This window comes from Actinobacillus porcinus, from assembly GCF_901764995.1.
In the GTDB taxonomy this organism is placed as follows: Bacteria; Pseudomonadota; Gammaproteobacteria; order Enterobacterales; family Pasteurellaceae; genus Exercitatus; species Exercitatus porcinus.
Genome location: NZ_CABFKI010000004.1, coordinates 163,549 through 188,456 on the forward strand (window position 1 = coordinate 163,549; position 24,908 = coordinate 188,456).

General features: G+C 39.3%; 21 protein-coding genes and 1 tRNA gene. 5 read left to right on the plus strand and 17 right to left on the minus strand.

Going from position 1 to position 24,908, the window contains the following annotated elements:
• Positions 1–12: 12 nt before the first annotated feature.
• The 12 genes from infB to E7T07_RS04485 form a co-directional block, all read right to left on the minus strand.
• Positions 13–2,565, minus strand: a complete 2,553-nt coding sequence (infB, locus tag E7T07_RS04435) for a translation initiation factor IF-2 (RefSeq protein ID WP_135709708.1) — start codon at positions 2,563–2,565, stop codon at positions 13–15.
• 12 nt (positions 2,566–2,577) lie between these two features.
• Complete coding sequence (gene nusA, locus E7T07_RS04440) at positions 2,578–4,113, minus strand: transcription termination factor NusA (protein ID WP_135709709.1); 1,536 nt, start codon at positions 4,111–4,113, stop codon at positions 2,578–2,580.
• A 27-nt stretch (positions 4,114–4,140) separates the two neighbouring features.
• The gene (gene rimP, locus E7T07_RS04445; protein ID WP_135709710.1) at positions 4,141–4,596 is read right to left on the minus strand and encodes a ribosome maturation factor RimP; all 456 of its coding nucleotides are present in this window, start codon (positions 4,594–4,596) and stop codon (positions 4,141–4,143) included.
• Between the two features lie 142 nt (positions 4,597–4,738).
• A tRNA-Met gene (locus E7T07_RS04450) sits at positions 4,739–4,815 on the minus strand.
• A gap of 93 nt (positions 4,816–4,908) precedes the next feature.
• Positions 4,909–5,037: a lipoprotein gene (locus tag E7T07_RS10960; protein ID WP_167874930.1), complete on the minus strand. Its 129-nt coding sequence runs from the start codon at positions 5,035–5,037 to the stop codon at positions 4,909–4,911.
• A complete protein-coding gene (locus E7T07_RS04455) occupies positions 5,034–5,759 on the minus strand; it encodes a BUD32 family EKC/KEOPS complex subunit (protein WP_135709711.1) in 726 nt (241 codons plus the stop codon). The genes E7T07_RS10960 and E7T07_RS04455 overlap by 4 nt, the downstream gene beginning before the upstream one ends.
• A gap of 77 nt (positions 5,760–5,836) precedes the next feature.
• On the minus strand, positions 5,837–7,273 hold the full coding sequence (locus tag E7T07_RS04460; RefSeq protein ID WP_135709712.1) for an alanine/glycine:cation symporter family protein: 1,437 nt from the start codon (positions 7,271–7,273) through the stop codon (positions 5,837–5,839).
• Between the two features lie 178 nt (positions 7,274–7,451).
• A complete protein-coding gene (gene bioD, locus E7T07_RS04465; protein ID WP_135709713.1) occupies positions 7,452–8,162 on the minus strand; it encodes a dethiobiotin synthase in 711 nt (236 codons plus the stop codon).
• A 99-nt stretch (positions 8,163–8,261) separates the two neighbouring features.
• Entirely contained in the window at positions 8,262–9,578 is a 1,317-nt protein-coding gene (gene hemA / locus E7T07_RS04470) for a glutamyl-tRNA reductase (RefSeq protein ID WP_135709714.1), read from the minus strand.
• 88 nt (positions 9,579–9,666) lie between these two features.
• Positions 9,667–11,223 (minus strand): peptide ABC transporter substrate-binding protein, encoded by a 1,557-nt coding sequence (locus tag E7T07_RS04475; protein ID WP_135709715.1) that lies wholly within the window; start codon positions 11,221–11,223, stop codon positions 9,667–9,669.
• 85 nt (positions 11,224–11,308) lie between these two features.
• Positions 11,309–11,770: an outer membrane lipoprotein gene (locus E7T07_RS04480; RefSeq protein WP_135709716.1), complete on the minus strand. Its 462-nt coding sequence runs from the start codon at positions 11,768–11,770 to the stop codon at positions 11,309–11,311.
• 36 nt (positions 11,771–11,806) lie between these two features.
• Positions 11,807–12,391 (minus strand): VOC family protein, encoded by a 585-nt coding sequence (locus tag E7T07_RS04485; protein ID WP_135709717.1) that lies wholly within the window; start codon positions 12,389–12,391, stop codon positions 11,807–11,809.
• A 244-nt stretch (positions 12,392–12,635) separates the two neighbouring features.
• On the opposite strand from E7T07_RS04485, the gene argS reads away from it, so the two are divergent.
• Positions 12,636–14,363 (plus strand): arginine--tRNA ligase, encoded by a 1,728-nt coding sequence (gene argS / locus E7T07_RS04490; RefSeq protein ID WP_135709718.1) that lies wholly within the window; start codon positions 12,636–12,638, stop codon positions 14,361–14,363.
• Positions 14,364–14,683: 320 nt separating this feature from the next.
• Here the strand turns inward: argS and E7T07_RS04495 are convergent, their stop codons facing one another.
• Positions 14,684–15,907: an ATP-binding protein gene (locus E7T07_RS04495; RefSeq protein WP_135709719.1), complete on the minus strand. Its 1,224-nt coding sequence runs from the start codon at positions 15,905–15,907 to the stop codon at positions 14,684–14,686.
• Positions 15,908–16,232: 325 nt separating this feature from the next.
• Here E7T07_RS04495 and E7T07_RS04500 point away from each other — a divergent pair, with 325 nt between their 5' ends.
• On the plus strand, positions 16,233–17,540 hold the full coding sequence (locus tag E7T07_RS04500; RefSeq protein WP_135709720.1) for a hypothetical protein: 1,308 nt from the start codon (positions 16,233–16,235) through the stop codon (positions 17,538–17,540).
• A gap of 27 nt (positions 17,541–17,567) precedes the next feature.
• Here the strand turns inward: E7T07_RS04500 and E7T07_RS04505 are convergent, their stop codons facing one another.
• Positions 17,568–17,900, minus strand: a complete 333-nt coding sequence (locus E7T07_RS04505) for a hypothetical protein (RefSeq protein WP_135709721.1) — start codon at positions 17,898–17,900, stop codon at positions 17,568–17,570.
• A 121-nt stretch (positions 17,901–18,021) separates the two neighbouring features.
• A complete protein-coding gene (locus E7T07_RS04510) occupies positions 18,022–18,453 on the minus strand; it encodes a hypothetical protein (protein WP_135709722.1) in 432 nt (143 codons plus the stop codon).
• A gap of 397 nt (positions 18,454–18,850) precedes the next feature.
• Here E7T07_RS04510 and E7T07_RS04515 point away from each other — a divergent pair, with 397 nt between their 5' ends.
• From E7T07_RS04515 to dnaJ, 3 genes are all read left to right on the plus strand, one after another.
• On the plus strand, positions 18,851–20,035 hold the full coding sequence (locus E7T07_RS04515; protein ID WP_135709723.1) for a transposase: 1,185 nt from the start codon (positions 18,851–18,853) through the stop codon (positions 20,033–20,035).
• Between the two features lie 212 nt (positions 20,036–20,247).
• Positions 20,248–22,152 carry a molecular chaperone DnaK gene (gene dnaK, locus E7T07_RS04520; protein WP_135709724.1) on the plus strand — a complete coding sequence of 635 codons (1,905 nt, stop codon included), beginning with the start codon at positions 20,248–20,250 and terminating at the stop codon, positions 22,150–22,152.
• A 71-nt stretch (positions 22,153–22,223) separates the two neighbouring features.
• Positions 22,224–23,351 (plus strand): molecular chaperone DnaJ, encoded by a 1,128-nt coding sequence (dnaJ, locus tag E7T07_RS04525; protein WP_135709725.1) that lies wholly within the window; start codon positions 22,224–22,226, stop codon positions 23,349–23,351.
• Between the two features lie 362 nt (positions 23,352–23,713).
• Here dnaJ and E7T07_RS04530 read toward each other — a convergent pair whose 3' ends face one another.
• Positions 23,714–24,178, minus strand: a complete 465-nt coding sequence (locus tag E7T07_RS04530) for a zincin-like metallopeptidase domain-containing protein (RefSeq protein WP_273382922.1) — start codon at positions 24,176–24,178, stop codon at positions 23,714–23,716.
• 188 nt (positions 24,179–24,366) lie between these two features.
• Positions 24,367–24,908: DnaB-like helicase N-terminal domain-containing protein (locus E7T07_RS04535; RefSeq protein WP_281279608.1), on the minus strand; the 542-nt coding region annotated here is incomplete at its 5' end.

Genomic DNA, 24,908 nt, shown 5'->3' on the forward strand with positions numbered 1-24,908 from the left:
TATTAAATGCGATTAAATCGAACGTTTTACTTCAACCACTTCGAATACTTCGATTTGGTCACCGACTTTTACGTCATTGTAGTTTTTCACGCCAACACCACATTCCATATTGCTACGCACTTCAGAAACGTCATCTTTAAAGCGACGAAGTGAATCTAATTCCCCTTCGAAAATAACTACGTTGTCGCGTAAAACACGGATTGGTGCAGAACGTTTAATAATCCCTTCAGTCACCATACAACCTGCGATTGCACCAAATTTTGGATGACGGAAGACATCACGAACTTCTGCCAAGCCGATGATTTCTTGCTTGAATTCAGGTTGTAACATACCGCTCATTGCTGCTTTGATTTCGTTTAATAATTCATAAATGATTGAATAATAACGTAAATCAATATTTTCAGTTTCGATCACACGGCGTGCTGAGGCATCGGCACGAACGTTAAAGCCCACGATAATTGCATTGGAAGCTGCGGCTAAGGTTGCGTCTGTTTCAGTGATACCACCAACACCGGAACCCACCACTTTCACTTTTACTTCATCCGTTGAAAGCTCAGCTAATGCTTGGCAAATTGCTTCAACCGAACCTTGTACGTCTGCTTTCACGATCACATTTAATTCTGCCACATCACCTTCGGTCATATTGCTGAACATATTTTCGAGTTTCGCTTTTTGCTGACGCGCTAATTTCACTTCACGGAATTTACCTTGACGGAATAAAGCCACTTCACGGGCTTTTTTCTCATCGCGCACCACGGTCGCTTCATCACCCGCCGCAGGAACACCTGAAAGACCTAACACTTCCACTGGGATGGATGGACCCGCTGCGTCAATTTCTTTACCGTTTTCATCACGCATTGCACGAACACGACCATATTCAAAGCCACAAAGTACGATGTCGCCTTTGTTTAATGTACCTGATTGAACAAGAATGGTTGCAACCGGACCACGACCTTTATCGAGATAAGATTCGATAACAACACCGCTTGCCATACCATCTTTCACCGCGGTTAATTCCAACACTTCAGATTGAAGAATAATTGCATCTAATAAATCATCAATACCCGTACCTTTTTTCGCAGAAACAGGAACAAATTGAACATCACCACCGAATTTTTCAGAAATGACTTCGTATTGCAATAATTCTTGTTCTACACGATCCGGATTGGCTTCCGGTTTATCAATTTTGTTTACCGCAACCACTAGCGGCGCGCCTGCTGCTTTAGCGTGTTGGATCGCTTCAATGGTTTGTGGCATGACACCATCATCTGCTGCAACTACAAGAACAACGATATCTGTTGCTTTCGCACCACGCGCACGCATTGAGGTAAATGCCGCGTGTCCCGGTGTATCTAAGAAGGTAATCATCTTACCGTCATCGGTTTCAACGTGATATGCACCGATGTGCTGAGTAATACCACCCGCCTCACCTGCTGCCACTTTCGCTTTACGAATGTAGTCTAATAATGAGGTTTTACCATGGTCAACGTGACCCATGATCGTCACCACTGGCGCGCGTGTCACTTGTTCAGCATTCACATCACGATCGCCTAATACCGCTTCTTCTAATTCATTTTCATTACGCAAAATAACTTTGTGACCTAATTCTTCTGCCACAAGTTGTGCAGTCTCTTGATCCAGCACTTGGTTAATGGTCACCATTTCGCCCATTTTCATCATTAACTTAATGATTTCAGTAGCTTTTACCGCCATTTTATTCGCTAGTTCAGCAACGGTAATGGTTTCCCCAATAACAACATCAGCTTTCGAAACAGAAACAGGTTTAGTAAAGGCTTGTTGAATTGCGCTACCTTTTTTCGCATTTTTTCCTTTACCTTTCAGATCTTTCTGATTGCGGCGATCAGCACTGCGCTCATTTTTGCTGCCATTATCATCATCACGGCCGCCTTTCTTCGCCTTAGCAACCTTATTCTTTCCACCACGATTATTATTTTCACGGCGGCGATTATCTTCATCTTCCGCTTCACGGGCGTAGCTTGAGGTTAAATGATAATCTGAATAATCTTCTGAACTGCTGTAATTGTCTTCGCTGTCATCACGTTCTGCATAACGGCGCGCTGCTTCCGCAGCAAGACGCGCTTGTTCTTCTGCTTTTTGACGTGCTAATTCTTCCGCTTTACGTCTTAATTCAGCTTCTTCCGCTTTGCGTTTTTCTTTTTCAGAATCAGCCGATTTTGCTACCGCACTTTTTTCTTGTTTGGCTTCAGCGGCTTTTTTCGCTTCTTCTTCCGCTTTAGCTTTCGCTTCAGCCGCCGCTTTTGCTTCCGCTGCGGCTTTTGCTTCTGCGGCTGCTTTTTCTTCTGCTGCACGTTTTTCTGCAGCGGCTTTTTCTGCAGCTTCTTGCTCTGCTTTTAATTTAGCTTCTTCTTCCGCTTTTTTAGCTGCAACAATAGCTGCCGTATCCACTTTACGGGATTTGCGAACTTCAACTTGAACCGCTTTCGCTTTTCCACCCGCAGTTGTGCCACTTACAGTAGATTTTTCACGGCGTTTTAAACTGAGTTTTTTTGGTGCGTTTTCCGCATTTTGTTCTTTATCCGTCATTTTCTGCTCCTATTACTCACCAAACCAACAGATATTACGTGCCGCCATAATAAGCTCACCCGCTTTTTCCGGGCTTAATTCTTCAATATCCGCTAAATCATCAACGCCTTGTTCCGCTAACTCTTCCAGAGTTAAGATTTGTTTTTCAGCCAATTTAAAGGCGATATGACGCTCCATACCATCAAGGTTTAATAAACGTTCTTCGATGTGCGCACTTTCTAAGGCTTTTTCTTCTGCCAACGCTGTCGCTGTAATCGCATCTTTAGCACGAGTTTGTAACTCTTCCACTAAATCTTCATCTTCTAAACCATCAATAGCGGTTAGCTCGCTCACCGGCACATAAGCTAATTCTTCAAGGTTGGTAAAGCCTTCATCAATTAAAATTTGCGCAAATTCTTCGTCAATCTCAAGTGCGGTCATAAATAAGTTTAAAATTTTATTGTCTTCCGCTTGATGTTTTTGTGCCAACTCATCAGTTGTCATTACATTTAATGTCCAACCGGTTAATTGAGTCGCTAAACGAACGTTTTGACCATTACGGCCAATCGCTTGCGCTAAATTTGCTGCTTCCACCGCAATATCCATGGAGTGATTATCTTCATCCACCACAATAGAGCTCACATCTGCAGGTGCCATCGCATTAATCACAAATTGTGCCGGGTTATCATCCCAAAGCACGATATCAACACGCTCACCACCTAATTCATTGGTAATCGCTTGAACACGAGCACCACGCATGCCGACACAAGCACCTACCGGGTCAATACGTTTATCATTGCTTTTTACCGCAATTTTGGCACGCGAACCCGGGTCACGAGCGGCCCCTTTAATTTCGATAATCTGTTCACCAATTTCCGGCACTTCCAAACGGAATAATTCTTCCAACATTACAGGTTTTGCACGTGTAACAAACAATTGGAAACCTTTGCTTTCCGGTGCGACTTTATAAAGCACACCACGAACACGATCCCCCGGACGGAAATTTTCACGCGGAAGCATATCTTCGCGAACAATCACCGCTTCTGCTTTAGCCGGATCTTCTTTATTGCCCATTAATTCTAAAATAATGGTTTCACGGTTTACTTTTTTCACCGTACCAATCACAATTTTGCCTTCTTCATGAAGGAATTGCGCCACAACACGGCTACGTTCTGCATCACGAATTTTGGTGCTAATCACTTGACGTGCGGTTTGCATCGTAATACGGTCAAAGTCAATGGATTCAATTTGATCTTCAACAACATCTCCAACTTGAATATTTGGATCATCTAAACGTGCTGCTTCCAAGGTCATTTCTTTCGTTGGATTTGTCACCTCTTCCACGACTGTCCAACGGCGGAACGTATCAAATTCACCTGTTTTGTGATTAATCACCACGCGAACATCAATCTCAGACGGTTTATCAACCCCTAAACGCTCTTGTTTTTGAGCATGTTTTTTCTTAGTTGAAAGGGCAATGGCCGCTTCCAACGCTTCAAAAATCACTTCTTTTGGTAATGATTTTTCGTTTGATACCGCTTCAGCGGCGAATAAAATCTCTTTACTCATTTTAATAATACCTTTTAATTGAAATCCTTAAAATTTTGGAACTACATTGGCTTTTTGAACATTGCCAAATACAAATACTTGCTCTTGACCATCCACAACTAATGTAATCATATCGTTGTCCACTTTCTCTAATTTACCCTGCCATTTACGGCGATCCGCAACAGGAATTCGTAAATGAATAGAGACATCTTGTCCAACAAAACGCTCAAATTGCGATAGCGTAAATAATGGGCGATCGAAACCGGGTGAAGACACTTCAAGATTGTATTTATCGGCAATCGGGTCTTCTACATCTAAAATCGCGCTCACTTGACGGCTTACATCAGCGCAATCTTCGATCCCCACGCCACCGTCTTTATCAATAAATAAACGCACAGTCATAAAACGACCTGCACGTTGACATTCAATGCCCCATAGCTCACAGCCTAAGTCCTCAATGGCCGGTGTAAGCATCTCTTTTAAATTTTGTTCTAATGTTGCCATTATGTTCCTACTTATCCTTTTTATGGACGTAAAAAAAGCGCTTAACGCGCTCAGTGAAATTTTTCCAAATTTTACGTACAAAAAAACCCAAATTTCAAATTTGGGTTTCACTGAACCGTTATTTCTTTCTTAAATTAAGAAGTGGTTGCGGGGGCCGGATTTGAACCGACGGCCTTCGGGTTATGAGCCCGACGAGCTACCAAGCTGCTCCACCCCGCGTCCGAAATATGCGCGTATTATACGCTTAGTTTCTGTTATGTCAAGGTTTTCCTAAAAATTAATACAAATTAGGTGTTTTCGCTCTGACAAGGATTAAAAACCAAAACCTGCACCAAGGCTAACTCCGGCACCGCCATTGCTTGCACCAAAGCCGCCGCCCACACCGGCGCTACAACCGGATAAAAGTGCGGTCAAAACCAAAACTAAAAATAACTTTTTCATTTTTTCCCCTTTACTAATTCAAATAATCGATATACCGCCAGCAAATCCTTTCGTGCAATCGGTTTAAATGGCAATAAAAGATAATACAGCCAGCGATATCTTGTTAAAAACTGAACACATTCTTCCCAAATTACAGGTTCGCAAGCGTCAGCTAACACCTGAACCGTTGCCACAATATCATCATCACTTAGCTCTTTTGTGCGACATAAACCATGAAGAAACACTAATACATCACGTTTTTTCTTCCAATTGAGATCGCGCGTATGAGAATGATCTTCTAAGTCAATAAAACGGACTTCACCATTGTCCCAAGCAATATCACGAATTGCCGGGCGACCATGTACTAAACCCATTTTATGCAAATTAATCAGTGCCAAGGCAACATCGCGCAGAATATTCTGTTTTTCTACCGCACTTTTGGTGGGAAGAATATGATTTAAGGTCTTCCCTACATCTTCCAGCACCAAATAATTCTCCGTTGCCACTAACAAACGCGCGACAGGGGCATGTTTATTGTCCAAATACAATAAAGTCCGTAATTCTTCTTGAAACAGCTTTTGCGGGTAGGGTTTTAATAAACGCTCAACCCCGGTAAGAATTTCCGGTTGTTTTAACCAATATTTTTTCCCTGCATATTCAAAAGGATAAATCCGTTCTCCTTTTTGTTGCTGATAAAGTAATTCAACATAATCAGCAAATTCACGAGTTGACTCAATTAACATGATAGATCCCATAACATCCTAAATGCTTCATCATAAACACCTCAAAGTGCGGTGAAATTTTACCGCACTTTCAAGGGTTATTTCCACAAACGCGGATCAACACCACGTTTTTTCAATGCGGGATAATGATCAATTTTAAATTCCGGTTCATGGCCTGCTTTCAATTGTTTCTGGAAATCTTTCAACAAAATCCAAACAAGTGGCGATAAAGCTAACAGTGCAATCAGATTAATCAATGCCATGCTGCCCATTACCGTGTCCGCAAACGCCCACACAATAGAACCTGAGTTAACCGCACCAAAGTACACAAAAAATAACACCACTAAACGAAACAACACCACTGCCCAAGTCTTATTTTTCAAAAAACGCATATTGCTTTCCGCATAAGCATAGTTACCAATAATGGATGAGAAAGCAAAAAACAATAAAATTAACGCCAAGAAATGCACACCAAACTCGCCAATATGATAACTCAGGGCATTTTGTGTCAACGAAATACTTTGTAAGGATGCCGAACCATAATTATCAGATAATAAAATAATCATCGCCGTACAAGTACAAACCATCATGGTATCCACAAACACACCTAACATTTGGATTAAACCTTGGTTAACCGGGTGCTTCACTTCTGCAGTTGCTGCCGCATTAGGCGCCGATCCCATCCCCGCTTCATTTGAGAATAAACCTCGTTTAATGCCCATCAACATCGCTGTTGAAAACATCGCACCAAACATGCCGCCTGCCATAGCAGAAAAATCAAAAGCACTGGTGAAAATGAGCTTAAAGACAGAAGGCAATTTTTCAATATTCATGCCAATAATAATCGCTGTCGTCAGTAAATAAAATAGCGCCATTAAAGGCACAAAACGCGCTGAAACGACTCCAATACGTTTAACACCACCAAAAATAATCACACCTGAAAGTACAACTAAGACAATACCGACATAATGCCCATTCCAGCCCCAAGCATTGCGGGTCGCTTCAACAATCGAATTTGACTGAACCGCATTAAAGGCGAAACCAAAGGTGAAAATTAACGTCACCGCAAAAGCAACCGCCATACAACGTGATTTTAATCCCATGCTGATATAATAAGCCGGTCCACCACGATAAGAACCGTCTTTATCTTGAATTTTGAATAATTGGGCTAACGAAGACTCCGCAAAAGCGCTTGACATTCCCATAAAGGCAACCAACCACATCCAAAATACAGCACCGGGCCCGCCTAACGCGATTGCCGTTGCTACTCCACTCACATTTCCCACACCAACACGACTGGCTAACCCTGTTGCAAAGGCTTGAAATGGCGTTAATGCATGTTCAGCCGCTTCACGCCCAAACCACATTTCACGTAAACTTTGCGGAAAAAGACGCAATTGTACAAAACCCGTTGTGAGAGTAAAAAACAACCCTACCCCCAGCAACATAATAATCACAATGCTCCAAAGCGGCTCATCAATATATTGAATACACCATTCAATGATATGTTGGAAAAAATCCAATAAATCTGACATAAAAAATCCTTAATACCAATGCAAAAGCTCGGCATTTTAAGGTTTTTGAGCTTTAAGGCGAGAAATTTTATAAGAGAAAAACAAGAAACGGGAATAAATTAAAAATTTTTCAAAAAAATAAAGACTATTTTAGATAAAAATTAAAGGCGTGCAAATAAAATTACTCGCACGCCCCGTATTATAATGATTGCAGATGCTCAATGCCCGTAATATATTGCCCCACATCCTGATTTTCAGGCTTGTGAATATAAGGAATTCTGCCCAATAACGGTGCGTTAATTTTATTTTTTAACACATCGATAATTTCGGCATAATGGCTCAAGCCTGGGTTAATACGATTTGCAATCCATCCCACTAAAGATAATCCCATGGTTTCAATGGCTTTCGCGGTTAACAAGGCATGGTTAACACAGCCTTCTTTGATCCCAACCACAAGAATAACCGGCATTTTATGTTGCGCCACCCAATCACCAAATGTCAGGTTTTTATTCATCGGGGTTAACCAACCAAAAGCCCCTTCAACTAACACGTTCGCATAGGTAGATTGAAGCCGATTGAGATCTTCATCAATTTTATCCAATTTTATACGTTCACTTTCTTGCGTTAACATAGGAACCGTATGGGAAAAGGTATAACTATTTATCTCTTGATAAGTCACATCTTCATTGGTGGAATTCAATAACACTAATACATCATGGTTATCTTCCTCACCGTAATCGCTCACATCGCTGTCTAACACATCGCTATAAACAGGTTCATTTTGCCCTGTGGCAATCGGTTTATAACCCACAATTTGCTTATCTATGGCTTGAAACGCTTGAATGATCGCACGACTCGCGATGGTTTTCCCCACGCCCGTATCCGTGCCTGTGACAAAAAATATACTCATTATTATCTCCTACATATTCATCTACTTATTTTTAAGTAAATTTTATGCTGGAAATTTTAGGAGATTTTCAGAAATGAAATATTGAGATAGCACAAGTTTTTATGAACTTTGTGCAATTTTTGATTTAATTGACGCAGAAAAATGGCGCAAGCCTTTTGAATCACCTTGCTTCGCCATCGCCTGCATCGCTTGTGTTGGGGCATGAAGTAATTTATTGGTTAATTTCAAACTCAATTCTTGCAAAATTTTATCCGCACTTTCGCCTTGCGCTAAAGATGCTAATGCTTTTTCCAGCAAATCCTGGCGAATTGCTTCGGCATTTTGGCGATAATCACGAATCAGATCTGACGATTGATGTACTTTTAGCCAAGCAAAAAAATCTTGGCATTCTTCGTCAATAATCCCTTGCGCCTGTTCAGAAGCCTTCTCGCGCTCGCTCATATTTTGTTGAATAATGTGATTTAAATCATCCACAGTATAATGATACACACTATCTAATTTAGCCACACTTTCATCCACATCTCGTGGTACCGCAATATCAATCATTAACATGGGTTTATATCGGCGTGCTTTTTGCGCTACTTTCACCATCGCTTGCGTCACCAAAACATCCGGACTGCCCGTAGAAGAAATAACTAAATCTGCTTGATTTAAACCTAATTGCAATTGATCTAACCCCAATACTTCGGTTGGAATTGAAGTCTCTAGTTTCGTCACTAACTCATTCGCACGGCTTAAAGTGCGGTTAGAAATAATTAACTTTTTCACCCCATGACGAAGTAAATGACGAGCCACTAATTCAATGGTTTCACCGGCACCAATCAACAAAACATTCAATTCCGCCAAACTTTCATAAATCTGACGCGCCAAGGTAGTTGCTGCGTAGGCTACGGATACCGCACTTTCACCAATATGGGTTTCGGTACGCACGCGTTTTGCCGCTGCAAAGGTTTTTTGGAATAGACGTGAAAGCTCGCTGGATACCGCAGTATGCTGCGTATCATGATAATAATCTTCGCTAATTTGATAGGCTTGTTTAACTTGACCGAGAATTTGCGGCTCACCCAAAATCAATGAATCCAATCCGCAAGCCACACGCATCAAATGTTCTGCCGCTTGCTGATTTTTATGCAAATAAAGGCAAGATTGTAATTCTAAAATATCCAGCTGATGAATTTGTGCAAACCAAGCGACACATTCATCGTGCCATTGCGCAGATTGTTCGGGGGGGATCGCTTTATTATGTAAATAGATTTCCGTGCGATTACAGGTTGATAAAATCACCGCACTTTGTCCTAGGCTAAACTGCTGAATTTGCTGTAACGCAAGTTGGCGTTTTTCGTCTGAAAACGCCACTTTCTCACGCAATCCCACACTGGCTGTTTTATGATTAATACCTAGAACTAAAATCGTCATAATAAAAATGAAAAAAAGAATCCGCCCCTATTTTAATGCAATTCAGGCGTTGTGCGCAAATTCGTTGCTTCGGTTTACAAATAAATACTTAATTTGAGTTAGTTTTCCGATATAAATCTTTACTGTAAACCACCCCAGTAGGATTATCAATCTCAAACCCTGCTATGCTTGAAGCGACAAACGCATGTTGTGTGTACTGGAAAATTGGCAAGAAAATGCGCTCCGTTTTTACAACTCGCTGAATCTGATCATATAACTTCGCTCTTTCCGCTACAGTTTCTGCTTTCAAGCTTTTTTCCAACAAGGCATCCATTTCCGCATTTTTAAATCCCATTTTATTATCGGGATGAGCGGAATGTAGTGATAATAAAAAAGCGGAAGGTTCATTATAATCCGCACACCAACCCGAACGAATAACCTGAAAATGCCCTTTTTGACGTTTTTCTTGTAATTGTGCCCAAGTTACGGGATCGGAAATCACCCGAATTAAATCTGATTGTGCCCAAGCTCTCGCTATACGCTGAGCAATATTGGGGTGAATACCTGAATTATCATAGGTTATGGTCAATGTTAAAGGGTGATTTTCTGAAATTCCTGCCTGTTGTAACAGTTGCTCAACTACATTTGCTTGCCATTCTGAATTATCTTCTAACCACATATTTCGCGGCAAAAAGCTATTAGAGGGCAACATGGATAACTTCTCGTTTTGTACAATATTTTGCACCGAAATCATCGAAACTAACGCCGTTCTAACCGCACTTTGTTTTAAATAAGGATCCTTAAAATTAAATTCATAAAAATAGGTACAAAGTTGTGGAAATTGCTGATTCCCCCATGTTGAGCCGGCCGGCATAGCCACCCAATCCATTCCTGTAACAGGTTGATCAGGTTGTAATTTCTGATAAACTACTTGCTCAAAATGAACCTTTGAGAAATTCCAATAATTCGGATTTTTCTCTAAAGTAATAAAAGGCCCCTGTTGCCCCAATACGCGATAAGCGCCATTCATCAAAAAAGAGTGATCTTGACCCAATTTCTTCGGTAACAAAGCAACATGTGCCAACATTTCGGGCAAATACGGGGTTGGCTTATCTAATTGCAACTGTAATGTTCCGTCATCCAACGCATGAACCCCCAATTTTTCCACCGCCACTTTCCCTGCAAGCACATCCTGTGCATAGGCTAAATTCATAAATTGCAAATATTGTTTTAAAGGCGAATTACTCAACGCTAAAGATCGCCAACTTTGCACAAAATCCGTTGCCGTGACGGATTCACCATTTGACCATTTTGCACTTTGACGAAGTTTAAATTGCCATAACTGATTATCTTGCGTCTGCCAACTTTCTGCTACCGCAGGAATAATCTGTCCATGCTGATCATATACCACTAACCCTTCTAATACATCGCGCAAAAAATCCGCTTTTTCAGGATTATCTAATGCATCCAAAGATAAGTTCATATCCGAATAAACGCCACGCAACAACGGTTTCGCTGTTAATTCAGGCGCATACTGATTTGATTGAGTTTGCAACGAGACGTTTTTCTTGGGTTGATAATGCGCTAACTCATCACAACTGCAAAGCGTAAATACACTGATAAGAATAAAGAAAAATTTAACCGCACTTTTCGTTGATTTAAACATAATAAGATTTCATTAAATAGACGAAAAGGCTTCTAGCCAACACTAAAAGCCTTATGAAAATACGAAGTTTAAAGCAGCTAAAAAATTAAATCGCCGAAACGTTTAGACTTGAGCCACCCACAATACGCACTCGTGCACCCGGTTTTAAGGTTGGATCAGCTTTTTGTACCACAACGATTTCATTGCCGTCATCTTTCTTAATCACTAATTCCAAGGCATCTACTTGGCTGGCTTTTTCTTCAACTTTACTTCCAATCACTGCCCCTGCAATGGCGCCCACTGCTGTTGCGACTGCTTTACCTGTACCGCCACCAATCGCAGAACCCGCAATACCACCTAAAGCACCACCACCAACAGTACCAATTACGCCTTGATTATCCGCTTGGATTTTAACCGGGCGAGAAGAAACAATGGTACCATAACTAATTGAACGCGCTTCTTTAGATTGTGCTGCAGAATACACATCGCCACTAAAAATATCAGTATTCGCACAGCCTGTCACACCAAGACTTGCAATTAATGCCAATGCAATCGTTAATTTCTTCATTTAAATTCCCTTCTACTTTTACAATATAATGATGTCTTACTCCGATAAAACCACAGTCTTAATGGAATAAGGATGAATTTTAATTGTGACTTCATTTTCTGGATGATCCACAAAACTGACCGCAATCGATGGATTAGGCAACTGTTCCCCTTCCACCTTAGGTTCACTCACTTTGAGTTTCAAATGCGGTAATTGGTTCAAATTAAATTGTGATTTCATCCGTACAATCCAATCTTCGGTCCGTTCATTGGGTAAAAATGGAACTACAATTTCAATATGCTCCCAGCCTTCACGCGGATAAAATTTATCTTTGGGGAACGGTAATTCCACGATAGAAACATCCTGCCCCAAAAAACGTAATGGCGTATCAAGTTCAATAAGATAAATAACTCGCCCATTCACCACATTATCGCAGAAAATTTTACCGCATTGTGTCAACGCTGTCAGCCAATGCTCGGCATCTTTACAATAATTTACTCTCACTGCTAAATGATCGATTTCAAATTTGGATATATCAATCTGCATTTTCTCAGCGAGCTCTGCTATTTTCTGCTCAAAGAGAAGAAAGTCGCTATAAAGTGCGGTTGGATTTTGGAATAGTTTGTGGGAACAATGAATCATAATACGCTGCTCTATAAATGAGTTGTACAAAATTAATCCTATTTACCTGATTAATTATACTACCGGAAATCACTTTTAGATGAACTCAAACTAATTTCTAAAAGAATCTACAATGATTTTGAAGCAAACTTAGTGAAGTGACAAGGGGCATCGTTTTTATTGTTCCAATAAAAAACCTTTCCCAATCCAGCATAGTTCGGTATCATACAGCAGATTTTTTACTTTATTTATAAATAGGCAAAACGTGAATATTCAACAACTTTTATCAGATAAAATTCAACAAGCAATGGTAGCCGCCGGTGCAGAGCAAGGCGTTGAAGCGGCAGTTCGTCAATCAGGTAAACCACAATTTGGCGATTATCAAGCTAACGGTATTATGGGGGCGGCAAAGAAATTGGGGTTAAATCCGCGTGAATTTGCGCAGAAAGTGCTTGATAACCTGGATTTAACCGGTGTCGCGGAAAAATTAGAAATTGCGGGCCCTGGTTTTATTAATATTTTCTTAGATAAAAATTGGTTAGCAACAAACGCTAATAATGCGTTAAGTGCGGTCAATTTTGGTATTAAAACGGATAAACCACAAACCATTGTCATTGATTATTCTTCCCCGAACGTGGCAAAAGAAATGCACGTGGGGCATTTACGCTCAACCATTATTGGGGACGCCGTTGTGCGTACCTTGGAATTTTTGGGCAATAAGGTTATCCGCGCAAACCACGTGGGCGATTGGGGTACGCAATTTGGTATGCTCATTGCTTATTTGGAAAAAATGGAAAATGAAAATGCCACTGCAATGGAATTAAGCGATTTGGAAGCATTCTATCGCGCGGCAAAAGAACATTATGATACGGATGAAGCTTTCGCGGAAAAAGCACGTAACTACGTGGTGAAATTGCAAAGCGGCGATGAATATTGTCGTACCATGTGGAAAAAATTGGTGGATATTACCATGCACCACAACCAAGAAAACTATAACCGTTTGAACGTAACGCTCACTGAAAAAGACGTTATGGGCGAAAGTTTGTACAACCCAATGTTGCCTGAAATCGTGGCAGACTTAAAAGCCAAAGGATTAGCGGTAGAAGATGAAGGCGCGTTAGTGGTGTTCTTGGATGAATTTAAAAATAAAGACGGCAACCCGATGGGCGTGATTGTACAGAAAAAAGACGGTGGTTTCCTTTATACCACCACCGATGTAGCAGCGGCAAAATATCGTTATGAAACCCTAAAAGCAGATCGTGCACTGGTCTTTTCTGATAGTCGCCAATCGCAGCATATGCAACAAGCTTGGTTAATTACGCGTAAAGCGGGTTATGTACCGGATAGTTTTTCCCTTGAGCATCCGTTCTTCGGAATGATGCTTGGCAAGGACGGCAAACCGTTTAAAACCCGTTCCGGCGGCACGGTTAAATTAAAAGATTTGTTAGACGAAGCGGTAGAACGTGCGGATAAATTGATTTCTGAACGTAGTACTGAGCTAAGTGCGGATGAAAAATCAGCGGTTGTAGAAGCCGTTGCTATTGGTTCGGTAAAATACTCAGACTTAAGCAAAAACCGTACTACAGATTACGTGTTTGATTGGGACAATATGTTGACCTTTGAAGGCAACACTGCGCCTTATATGCAATATGCTTATACGCGTATTCGTTCAATCTTTGCGCGCGCCGGCATCAATGCCGACCAACTCACAGGGGATATTCTTTTAACTGAAGACAAAGAACGCGCCCTTGCAATTAAATTATTGCAATTTGAAGAAGCATTAAATGGTGTCGCAAAAGACGGTATGCCGCATATTTTGTGTCAATATCTCTATGAACTTGCAGGTGCATTTTCAAGTTTCTACGAAGCTTGCCCAATTTTAAATGCCGAAGAAGCAATTAAAAACAGCCGTTTAAAATTAGCTGATTTAACCGCAAAAACCTTAAAACAAGGTTTGGACTTGCTTGGTATTAAAACGGTTGAAAAAATGTAAATCATTATTTTATCCCCCTTTTTAGGGGGATTTAGATTGATGACAAAGTTTTATTTAATATTTTAATATGAAATGACTGTAGGGGCGAAACATCTTTCGCCCTGATTTATCATGATTATTTTGGGGCGAAAAATATTTCGCCCCTACAACATTATTTAGGTTTGTCAGCGGTCTGCCCCCCTTTTTAGGGGGATTTTTATTATTTAACAGCAAACAAAGAAACACAAGCAAAACGACAACAAGCAGAACAAACGATCATGTCGAACCTCGGTTGGTGAGCTTGTGCAGTTACTGCATAATATCGCTACAGAAACAATTCGTTACAACATCCAAAACGGCAATGCCACTAAATCTTCCGCTAACCATAGACGTTGCGGATATTGATTGATAATCGCGCCATTCCCTATTTTAATTTCTGATTCAGGTAGATTCGCTTTTAAAATACCAAAATTCTTTGCCATTTTTTTATCCGGCGTTGCTGATGTTTTGATTTCTATAGGGTATAGCGTTCTATCGTATTCAATAAGCAGATCAATTTCTTTCTGATTGGTATCCCGATAAAAATAAATCGGTGGCTCAATCCCTTGATTGTAGTAAGATTTAATAATTTCGCTGACAACAAAAGTTTCAAAAAATTGACCGCTCTTTGCGCCCTGCTGAATGGTTGATGGCGTCAGCCATTTTGTCAACCAAGCCATCAGCCCTGTGTCTAACATATAAACTTTAGGTGTTTTTACAGCACGTTTTAAATGATTATTACTATATGGTTTCAGAAGATAAATAATCCCCGAGGTTTCCAATATGGTGACCCATCGTTTGATGGTATCAAGTGAAACACCCACTTCTTGAGCGATATTGCTGTAATTGAGTAACTCACCGCTACGCGCGGCAATAGCGACCATAAAACGCGCAAAATCAGCAATATTCGTCACATTCGTCAATGAACGTACGTCTCGTTCGATATAGGTTGAAACATAGGACGAATAATAAATCTCCCAATTCATCTCTTGCTCATACAGACGGGGCATATAGCCTTGATGGATAATATGCCAAATATCATCTACAGCTTGACATTGCTGTTCTCGAGCGACAATGTAATCGTTGGTAGGCAAGAATGGCGCATAAAAATTAATTTGCTGAATTTCCCTTAAGGAAAATCCCTGCAGTTTTAGCACGGCTATTCTACCGGCTAAACTTTCCGACACATTTTGCATTAATTGAAATGCCTGCGAGCCTGAAAGCAAAAAGCGTCCTGTGGATTTTTGTTTATCAATCGCTAATTTAAGGCTTGAAAAAAGCTCAGGTACGTATTGCACTTCATCTAAAATTAACTTACCGGGATGGTTTAGCATAAATAACGTAGGATCATTCTGAGCTTGATTTACCAAGATGGGGTCATCAAATGTGACATACTGATAATCCGTGCTAATATGCTGTAATAAGGTTGATTTTCCCACTTGGCGTGGGCCGGTCACCAAGACAGCCGGAAATTGTTGGATAAGCGATTGCAATAAAGGTTGCATTTGACGAGAATAAAAAGCCATAAGCGTAGATCTAACTAGGGTTGAATATGACTCTTATTAAACAAGAAAACAGCACAAAAGTAAATTAGTTTAATCTAAGATACAATCGTAGATTAAACTTAAAATATGAACGATACGATATTAAAGGTGTTGATAAACGCGATACGAGTCGTATAGGATTACCTAATCTGATCGCTTGCCACTTCTCTATTCAGATATTCAACCCTCATAACTATGTAGGAAAAGCACAAATCCTTTTTTTTCATTCATTTGATGTTTTTGTTATTTTCTTAGCTTTTTTTATTATAATAAAATTAGTTAGTTTTATTTTACTTTTTAATCAAAAATGGCTATTAATAAAGATTCTATATTAGAGATGATAAATAATATTAATTTATCTACTATTAATGATGTTAATTTATTTCCAGAGTTGGAAAGCTTTGCTCATGAATTAATGAATTCATCTAATCCACAGCACAGATTTACTGCTTTAAAGATTAACAACAGACTTCAAGAAAACCCACATTATCAAACTTATTTAAAGTCTGATGTTATTGAAAAAGAAATTAAAGAAGAAGCAAAAGAAAAGCAGTATTTTAAAGCTGTATATCAAAACAAAGAAGCAAATGCTTATCAGAACATTCAAACCAAGAAAAAAGAAGAAAAACAAGATAAAGAGAACAGTTTAAAAGAAACTTCTTCTTATCAGCATAATTTTCTATTATATGATAAGTTATTTAACCAATATGGAATGAATTGGGATTATTTATCCAATCAAGAAAAACAAAATTTCAAGATAGGTATAGAGAAATTTTCTCAACATATTGATAAAGAAAGTTTATATTCTTGTTTACCTGAGAAAGATAAGAAAAATTTAAATAATGGTTTGATTAATCTTCAAGTTGTTGCTGTTGCTAATCAACATAATAAGGCTTCAGATGAACAATTTAAAAAAGCTGCTGAAAATCATTATAAATTTTTATTTGACATGGTAATAAATTTAAAACTTGGAGAGATTAATCAAGTTCAAGTTTTAGAACAACTTTCTAAGGAAAGAGAAAAACAAACTAAACTTATTGATGAAAACCCTGTTTTTAATGATGAGCAAAAAAGAAACAACAAAAAAGAATTGGCTTGGCAAACTGATGCTGTTCACCATTTATATTTAATTACCCAAAGTGTACAAAATCAGAAAAAAATAGATCCAGATCATATTACATATATGTTAGGAGCTTTATATCTAGAAAATCCAAGCCAAGTCAGTATTGAGATCATCAAAACTTTATTTAATGAGAATCAATCTGTTTTAGATGAAATTATGAAAGACCCAGCTTTAAAAGAAAAATTTATTGAACAACTGATAGATAGTGGAAATAAAAGAAAAAATCTCCAATCTATTTTAGATGATAATCCTGAAATAAAAGATAAATTAAGAGAATATGGAATTGACGTTAAAAAGGAAATAAAGAAAAAAGAAGATGCTGAAAATGAAGCCAATAAATCTTCACCCCCTAAAGAAGATGTTGATAAAGTAACAAACAATGGTAATTTATCTTCAACCATAGAGCAACATCCAAATATAGGAGAAAAAATTAACCCTAGTGAATCTAATGTGGATGATAATGAAAATAAAGTAAGTTTAAAACTAACCTAAAAGAATAGGGCTTTAAAGCCCTATTCTTTATTTGACACATAAATTAGTTTTGATTCTTAATTTTTCTTTACCTTGATATTTATAGGTGTAAACTAATCTATATGGAATTTTCTGCCTTTCAGCATATTCTGTTTCAGAATATTTTATATCTAATTTTTTAGTACAAGTATTATCTGTATAGAACATAATATGTTTATATAATAGCTCTGCTCCATCATTCTCAATTTCAAAACCTGTTTTTTCTGCCTCATATAATTTCAACTCTTCCCAACCAGCATAAAAATCTTTGTCATTTGCTAATAGGTTAGTTGAAAAAGACAATGAAGCTATTCCTAATAATAAAATTAATACTTTCTTCATTTTTAATTTCCTTTTTTTATTTTATATTACCGTAGTAAATTAACCTTGTCCGCGTTTTTTTAATTTAAAGGCAAAATTTTTATTTGGAGTGAAATTTTGCCTTTGTGCTTTTGCTACATAGTTATGAGACCTTATTAATATACTCTTGGATTCTCGCATTAATTAGCTCTTTGTCATCACTCTCATCTGATTTATAAACAATATTTATCACCTCATTTAAATCATCATTTGAAGCTTTTTCCTCTAAGAAATTTTCAAGTTGAGTGGAAATAGCAAGTGTTTCATTACAGGATAAAGAAACAATTGCTTCTTTAATCTTACCTTTAGACTTGAGGTTAGCGTCATACAGGAAACGGAAGATTTTTACTTCTGTTGTAATTTCTGAGCCCGGTAATTCTTCGTAAGGACGATTTAAAGAACGAGGTGGTAAAGTTGTAGTATCTTGCTGATATATGCTTTCTATCTGATTTAATAACTCTCGTATTGAGTACATTCCGTTGATCAGTTTTTGATAGTGTTCAAGTGCTGTAAGGAGTTTTTGCTTATAACTCATATATACCTCGCTAAAAAAGAAATAAACTTCCCAATTGTAAAAAAAAAAAAAAAAAATCAACCCCTGCGGAAAACTTTTTAGGCACAAAATTGTCTATAACATATCTGATATTTCTTTCCCACAAGGCAGGTAAAACGCTGAGATTTCCTTTTGAATAGGCGACTATTCGTGAATAGATTGCGGCAGGATCTTGATCGATCAGAGGATCACGAGATGCTGAAAGTAAGCGGTCAACTTCAACCAATGTTTTACGTTTTTTGTTTTTACTTTTTATTTATTTTGTACCTAGCACGCAAAATGCGTCACTCGGTACGGCTTTGCCGTGCCGGGATATTAAAAAAGTAACAACATTAAACCTTATTTAAACTGTTGATCACGCTAAATAAAGGAAATTATTATGTGTACTGCTTATTCTTCTGAAAACGGTTTTTGCTGTTTATCTGTTGCGCCACAATTTCGTTCTTCTTCTCATCTTTCGGCTGAAAAAATTTGTCGTCTTTCTGATCAAGAAATCTTTTCGTTAATGGTGGAAATGCGTTGGGGGTCGGCAGAAAAAATCTGTTGCCCACATTGCCAACATACTCAACCTTATTTTATTCAAAGCCGTCAAAAATGGCGTTGCCGTGATTGCAAGCGGGAATTTAGCCTGACTTCCGGCACGCTGTTTGCCAGCCATAAATTGCCGTTGCGCACCTATTTATTGGCGTTGGTGTTTTATATCAATGCCAAACAAGGCATTACCTCAAAACGCTTGGCACGAGAATTGGCGGTGAATTATCGCACGGCGTTTATGCTGAGCCATAAAATTCGTGAGAGTTTAAAACCCGATTTAGACGCGCAAAAAATTAGCGGAGAAGTGCATATTGATACTTGCGAAGTGAATGTTTTGGTGGAGTCTGAAACCTTAAAAGAGCAAAAAGCAGACAAGGTCAATAATCAAGATCGAGCCTTTTATTTATCCGAAATTCCGCCCAATATGCAGCAAAATGCGCAGAAAAAGCAGGAAAAATGGCAAATAAAACATCAACAAGATGAACAAAAACGCAGAGAAAATTATGCTCGATATGGAAGAACTTTAGACTATCGCGCCAAATCTTTTGTGAAAGAAAAGCGTAAGTTGTTGGTTATGACCAATAATGAACGACAACAAACCTTAGTTTTTCCGATTTATGCTGAAAATAAGGCAACGATTTCTTATTTGGTGAAAAAATATGTGGCGCAAGGCAGCACAATTTGCACCGATGGCGCACGCGCCTATAAACATTTAGTCGCTTTGGGCTATGAACACGAAAGTGCGGTACATTCTAAGAAGATTTTTAAAAATTCAAAGGGCTATCATAATAACTGGGCGGAAAACTTTTTTAGCCGCACCAGAAGTTTGTTGGTTCAGCTTGCGCAGGTAAAAAATATGCATTTGTGGGCATATGCAAATGAAATGGCGTTCCGTTTGGATCATTGCGTAATGCCTTCGGGGTCAATGTTTTTAGTTTTGTTGCAAAAAACGTTGCAAACAACGGTGCAAGACTTTTGGAAAGGTTATGGAAAAACGGGTTATGCGGTGAGAGATGAGATGGTGTTTTGATTTGTAAACATTTCCCCCTTGAAATCCATTTTTACTCCCCCATTTTCTATTGCACGATGAAGTTGCAATGCGCTTTTTTTGAAAAATTCAAAATTTTTTTAAAAAACACCCTTGAAAAAGAAATTGCAATCCACATTTTATGATCACGTAAGACGAGACGATAACCATCTCGTCAAAAGTAAAACAGATTTCAAACTAGGAGAAAACATATTATGGGTAAAATTATTGGTATTGACTTAGGTACAACAAACTCTTGTGTTGCTGTAATGGACGGTGACAAACCGCGCGTGATTGAGAACGCTGAAGGTGATCGTACGACTCCGTCAATTATCGCTTATACAAACGATAACGAGACATTAGTTGGTCAACCTGCGAAACGCCAAGCGGTAACAAACCCGAAAAATACATTATTTGCAATCAAACGTTTAATCGGTCGCCGTTTTGAAGACAGCGAAGTTCAACGCGATGTAAACATTATGCCATTTAGCATTGTGAAAGCGGACAACGGCGATGCTTGGGTAGATGTAAAAGGTGAGAAATTAGCACCGCCACAAATCTCTGCGGAAGTATTGAAAAAAATGAAAAAAACCGCAGAAGATTTCTTGGGTGAACCGGTTACTGAAGCGGTAATTACTGTTCCTGCATACTTTAACGATGCACAACGTCAAGCAACGAAAGACGCAGGTCGTATCGCAGGTTTAGATGTAAAACGTATTATCAACGAACCAACAGCGGCAGCGTTGGCTTACGGTTTAGACAAAGGTAAAGGCAATCAAACTATTGCGGTTTACGACTTAGGTGGTGGTACATTTGACTTATCAATCATTGAAATTGATGAAGTGGGTGGCGAGAAAACCTTTGAAGTATTAGCGACAAACGGTGATACACACTTAGGTGGTGAAGACTTCGATAACCGCGTGATTAACTACTTAGTTGACGAGTTCAAAAAAGAGCAAGGCGTAGATTTACGTAATGACCCACTTGCAATGCAACGTTTGAAAGAAGCAGGCGAAAAAGCGAAAATTGAGCTTTCTTCCGCACAACAAACAGATGTGAACTTACCTTATATCACAGCGGATGCAACAGGTCCTAAACATTTGAACATCAAATTAACTCGCGCGAAATTAGAAGCGTTAGTGGAAGATTTAGTGGCTCGTTCAATGGAACCTGTGAAAGTGGCGTTAAATGATGCCGGCTTGAGCGTGGGTCAAATTGATGATGTGATTTTGGTGGGCGGTCAAACGCGTATGCCATTAGTTCAACAAAAAGTAGCTGAATTCTTTGGCAAAGAACCACGTAAAGACGTGAACCCTGACGAAGCGGTTGCTGTAGGTGCGGCTGTACAAGGTGGTGTGTTATCGGGTAATGTCACTGACGTATTGTTATTAGACGTGACCCCATTATCATTAGGTATCGAAACCATGGGCGGTGTGATGACCACCTTAATTGAGAAAAACACGACTATTCCAACGAAAAAATCGCAAGTATTCTCAACAGCGGAAGATAACCAAAGTGCGGTGACAATTCACGTACTTCAAGGTGAACGCAAACAAGCGAGCGCGAATAAATCTTTAGGTCAATTTAACTTAGAAGGCATTAACCCTGCACCACGCGGTATGCCACAAATTGAAGTGACTTTTGATATTGACGCGGATGGTATCATCCATGTTTCAGCGAAAGATAAAGGCACAGGTAAAGAACAACAAATTACCATCAAAGCATCTTCAGGTTTAAGTGATGAAGAAATTCAACAAATGGTGCGTGATGCAGAAGCAAACGCAGAAGCAGACCGTAAATTTGAAGAATTAGTGCAAGCACGTAACCAAGCGGATCATTTAGTTCACTCTACGCGTAAACAATTAAGCGAAGTGGGTGATAAATTATCTGCTGACGACAAAGCACCAATCGAAAAAGCGGTTAGTGAACTTGAAGAAGCGGCGAAAGGTGAAGACAAAGCGGCGATTGATGCAAAAGTACAAGCATTAATCCAAGTGTCTGAAAAACTTATCCAAGCCGGTCAAGCGCAAGCACAAGCGGATGCGACTGCTCAGCCGCAAGGTGGCAAAGGCAACGATGATGTGGTTGATGCTGAATTTGAAGAAGTGAAAGATAAATAATCTTTATCTGAACACTGAACCCAAGGGCGTAGCAATACGCCCTTTTGGTGTATATCTAAGAGAATAATTTAATGGCAAAAAGAGATTACTACGAAGTTCTAGGTATTCAAAAAGGCGCTGACGAGAAAGAAATTAAGCGTGCCTATAAACGCCTAGCAATGAAATATCACCCCGACAGAACCAAAGGGGATAAAGAAAGCGAAGAAAAATTCAAAGAAATCAACGAAGCCTATGAAATCTTAAGCGACAAAGAGAAAAAAGCCGCTTACGATCAATATGGTCATGCAGCCTTTGAACAAGGTGGATTCGGCGGTGCCGGTGGCGGATTTGGTGGCTTTGGCGGTTTTGGTGGATTTGAAGATATTTTCAGCGAAATGTTCGGCGGTGGCTCTAGCCGTCAACGTGTTGTTCGCGGTGAAGATTTACGCTATGACATCGAAATCAGCTTAGAAGAAGCGGTTCGTGGCGTCACCAAAGATATTCAAATTGCGACCCTTGCGCATTGTGATGAATGTAACGGCACTGGTGCAGAAAAAGGCTCAAAAGTCGAAACCTGTCCAACCTGTCATGGTCATGGCCGCGTACGCCGTCAGCAAGGCTTCTTTATGACGGAGCAAATGTGTCCGACTTGTCATGGCACAGGCAAAAAAATTGAAAAACCTTGTAAAAAATGTCACGGTGACGGACGCGTTCATAAAAACGAAAGCCTTTCTGTTAAAATCCCCGCTGGCGTGGATACAGGTAACCAATTACGTTTAGCCGGAAAAGGAGCCGCCGGTGAAAATGGCGCACCTGCCGGAGATTTATATGTGGTTATTCACGTTCGTGAACACCATATTTTTGAACGTGACGGCAGCAATTTATATTGCGAAGTCCCAGTTAGCTTCACGATGGCGGCATTAGGTGGTGAAATTGAAGTCCCTACCCTTGATGGTCGTGCCAAACTCAAAATTCCTGAAGGCACACAAACAGGCAAAATGTTCCGTATGCGCGGAAAAGGTATTACCGCAATGCGTTCAGGCTATGCCGGTGATTTGATTTGTAAAATTATTGTAGAAACCCCGGTTTCACTCAATGAAGAACAAAAAGAATTACTACGCAAATTTGAAGCCAGCCTTGAAGGGCAAGAAAAACAACGCCCGAAATCATCTCGCTTTCTCGATGGCGTGAAGAAATTCTTCGATAATTTAGGGAAATAACTTCCCGAAGCAGAAATATACGGTCACTGACCGAAACTGTGAATAATAGGAAAAGGGCGTTTGCCCTTTTCAGATCATTGACAAACATCTAGACATATCACTAAAGGTTTGTCTAGCGGTTTAATTATTTATTTCCATTTTCCTTTTGTAACTATTTTTTTCATTGCATTTTTCGACTGTTTCAAGAATTTCTATACAGTGTAAATCACTGTTCTCACTTAAAGCTGGACTACCAATTCTATATAAATCAAATTCATTATGACATACGATGGGTGAAAAAGTTGTTTTTTTTCATTGTATTATTTCCATAAGACGTTGAATAAATGAGAGATATGTCTAACAACATATCTCCCTATGGTTAATTATGCTACTTCTGCAATGCGTTCAGCGGAAATGAACGTATTTTCGTATAGCTTCTGCGCATTAAGTGCGTCAAACATATAATCACAAGCGGTGCGAGCAAATCCTGTTGCTTTAAAAATCGCTTTTTTATCTGCTTTCAACACCTTTAACCAACTATCAATGTAGACAGCATGTTGCGGTACATCATCAAACCCAATATGCGCCCAAAGAAAGACACAGACAATTTCGGCAACAAGCTCTTCCATGGCATAGAGTTGATTACCAAACTTCACTTTTCCTGAAGTAATACCTTCTCGATCGAGACGTTTGGCATGTCCTGTTGCATATGTCATTTCATGTAATAACGTGCTATAAAATTTTGAATGTGATTCAAATTGCTTCATTTCAGGCATCAAAATTTGATCTGTTGTCGGCATGTAGCAAGCACGGTTAAAGTAGCTTAATTTAAACGCTTTTAAATCTATTTTCTGTTTTCGTTGTTTTAGTGGTGCAAGCGGTCATTTTCGCCAAATTTTTCGCAATTCATTATTTTTCTTGAGATAACACAAAGGGACTTTCTCGCTGAAGCCCTGTTTTCAATAGTTTCCGTCCGCCAAATCCCGAAAAATTCAACCAATTCCCTATTTCTTTTTATTTCTTAGTTTTAGTGGTTCTATACACCCATGGATGGTCTAGCCGCCACAAGAATGAGATCACCATCTTGTGCACCTGTCGTGTTCGCATCTAAGCGTTCGATACCAAAGGATATGCCACTTACGACAGAACCAGTCATGGTATTTTGTTCCATTCTTTTCAAAATGGAATCAATCACATCCATTAAATCCGCATTGGTTTCAGTTTGTGCTTCATTTAAGGTTAAATCCGTGAGAGCTTTTTCCGTGTTACTGATAATGGTGTCAATTTGCTCTTGTGATTTTGCTACGCAAACTTCTGCACATAATTGGTGGCCAAGCGCATATAGCTGACGGGACTGACTTGAACGGCGCACAATATTCGCGTAAGTGGCAATATTTGCCGCAGTTGGCGTGCTTTTGGCGATTTCAGCTAAATAAGCCAAGCCGCCTACTTCATTCAGTTTCTTTTCTTCTTGTAACGTTCTTTCCAGTGTTAACAGATCGACAGGAATATTAGCCGACAACATTTTTGTTATTGTCGTAAAAATGATTTTATGTGCAGCAAAATAGAAGTTTTGCG

Coding starts and splice junctions, on each gene's coding strand:
- E7T07_RS04515 (WP_135709723.1), top strand. CDS start 18,851: ATGTGTACTGCTTATTCTTCTGAAAACGGTTTTTGCTGTTTATCTGTT.
- E7T07_RS04505 (WP_135709721.1), bottom strand. CDS start 17,900: ATGAAGAAAGTATTAATTTTATTATTAGGAATAGCTTCATTGTCTTTT.
- hemA (WP_135709714.1), bottom strand. CDS start 9,578: ATGACGATTTTAGTTCTAGGTATTAATCATAAAACAGCCAGTGTGGGA.
- E7T07_RS04500 (WP_135709720.1), top strand. CDS start 16,233: ATGGCTATTAATAAAGATTCTATATTAGAGATGATAAATAATATTAAT.
- infB (WP_135709708.1), bottom strand. CDS start 2,565: ATGACGGATAAAGAACAAAATGCGGAAAACGCACCAAAAAAACTCAGT.
- E7T07_RS04460 (WP_135709712.1), bottom strand. CDS start 7,273: ATGTCAGATTTATTGGATTTTTTCCAACATATCATTGAATGGTGTATT.
- E7T07_RS04480 (WP_135709716.1), bottom strand. CDS start 11,770: ATGAAGAAATTAACGATTGCATTGGCATTAATTGCAAGTCTTGGTGTG.
- nusA (WP_135709709.1), bottom strand. CDS start 4,113: ATGAGTAAAGAGATTTTATTCGCCGCTGAAGCGGTATCAAACGAAAAA.
- dnaK (WP_135709724.1), top strand. CDS start 20,248: ATGGGTAAAATTATTGGTATTGACTTAGGTACAACAAACTCTTGTGTT.
- E7T07_RS04475 (WP_135709715.1), bottom strand. CDS start 11,223: ATGTTTAAATCAACGAAAAGTGCGGTTAAATTTTTCTTTATTCTTATC.
- E7T07_RS10960 (WP_167874930.1), bottom strand. CDS start 5,037: ATGAAAAAGTTATTTTTAGTTTTGGTTTTGACCGCACTTTTATCCGGT.
- E7T07_RS04495 (WP_135709719.1), bottom strand. CDS start 15,907: ATGGCTTTTTATTCTCGTCAAATGCAACCTTTATTGCAATCGCTTATC.
- dnaJ (WP_135709725.1), top strand. CDS start 22,224: ATGGCAAAAAGAGATTACTACGAAGTTCTAGGTATTCAAAAAGGCGCT.
- rimP (WP_135709710.1), bottom strand. CDS start 4,596: ATGGCAACATTAGAACAAAATTTAAAAGAGATGCTTACACCGGCCATT.
- E7T07_RS04485 (WP_135709717.1), bottom strand. CDS start 12,391: ATGATTCATTGTTCCCACAAACTATTCCAAAATCCAACCGCACTTTAT.
- bioD (WP_135709713.1), bottom strand. CDS start 8,162: ATGAGTATATTTTTTGTCACAGGCACGGATACGGGCGTGGGGAAAACC.
- E7T07_RS04510 (WP_135709722.1), bottom strand. CDS start 18,453: ATGAGTTATAAGCAAAAACTCCTTACAGCACTTGAACACTATCAAAAA.
- E7T07_RS04455 (WP_135709711.1), bottom strand. CDS start 5,759: ATGTTAATTGAGTCAACTCGTGAATTTGCTGATTATGTTGAATTACTT.